At 68.3% G+C, this 1124-nt stretch carries 2 protein-coding genes; both read left to right on the forward strand.

The features are described from left to right. On the forward strand, positions 1-827 hold an 827-nt coding region (locus ABFX46_RS43285; RefSeq protein WP_487046979.1), incomplete at its 5' end, for an alpha-amylase family glycosyl hydrolase. Positions 828-895: 68 nt separating this feature from the next. After that, positions 896-1124: alpha-amylase family glycosyl hydrolase (locus tag ABFX46_RS43290; protein WP_487046980.1), on the forward strand; the 229-nt coding region annotated here is incomplete at its 3' end.

Consider the following 1124-nt stretch of genomic DNA (forward strand, 5'->3'; position numbering starts at 1 on the left):
ACAACCCCCACACCAAACCCGTCGCCTTCTGGGAACGGCTCCTGGCCGACATCAACACCACCGACCCCGACGTCCTCTTCCTCGCCGAGGCCTTCACCCGCCCCGCGATGATGCACACCCTGGCCAAGACCGGGTTCCACCAGTCCTACACCTACTTCACCTGGCGCAACGCCGCCGACGAACTCACCGACTACCTCACCGAACTCACCGGCCCCGCCGCCGCCTACATGCGGCCCAACTTCTTCACCAACACCCCCGACATCCTCAACGAGTACCTGCAGCACGGCGGCCGGCCCGCGTTCGAGATCCGCGCCGTCCTGGCCGCACTGCTGTCCCCCACCTGGGGCATCTACTCCGGCTACGAACTGTGCGAGAACACCCCCGTCCGGCCCGGCAGCGAGGAATACCGCGATTCGGAGAAATACCAGTACCGGCCGCGCGACTGGGACACCGCCGCCCGCCACGGCACCACCATCGCCCCCCTCATCACCCGCCTCAACACCCTCCGCAACACCCACCCCGCCCTCCAGCAACTCCGCAACCTGCACTTCCACCACATCGACCAACCCGAACTCCTGGCCTTCTCCAAACGCCACATGGACGACGTCGTCCTCGCCGTGGTCAACCTCAACCCCCACCAGCCCCGCGAGGCCACCGTCCACCTCGACCTGCCCGCCCTCGGCCTGCCCGACGACCCCCACCACCCCCACACCGTCACCGACGAACTCGACGGCGCCACCTACACCTGGACCCAGGCCAACTACGTCTATCTGGACCCCCACACCCAGCCCGCCCATGTCCTGACGTTCCGGAGCAGCGAGAGTTGAGCGGACCCCACGAGCCAGAATCCGCGGCGGCATCGCCGGGCCCCGGGCCGGATCCGGCACCGGGCGCCGTGCCACGAGACGAGCCCGTCACCGAGATCCCGCCCGATGCCATCCCGACCTCGTCCGAACCGGTCCCGGACGCGTTCAGCCCCGAGACGCCGCGCGACCCGCACTGGTTCAAGACGGCGGTGTTCTACGAGGTGTCGGTGCGGGGCTTCGCCGATTCCAACAACGACGGCTACGGGGACCTGCGGGGGCTGATCTCCAAGCTCGACCATCTGCAATGGCTCGGCATCG

It is taken from the genome of Actinomadura chokoriensis (assembly GCF_039529475.1).
GTDB classification, from domain to species: domain Bacteria; phylum Actinomycetota; class Actinomycetes; order Streptosporangiales; family Streptosporangiaceae; genus Spirillospora; species Spirillospora bangladeshensis.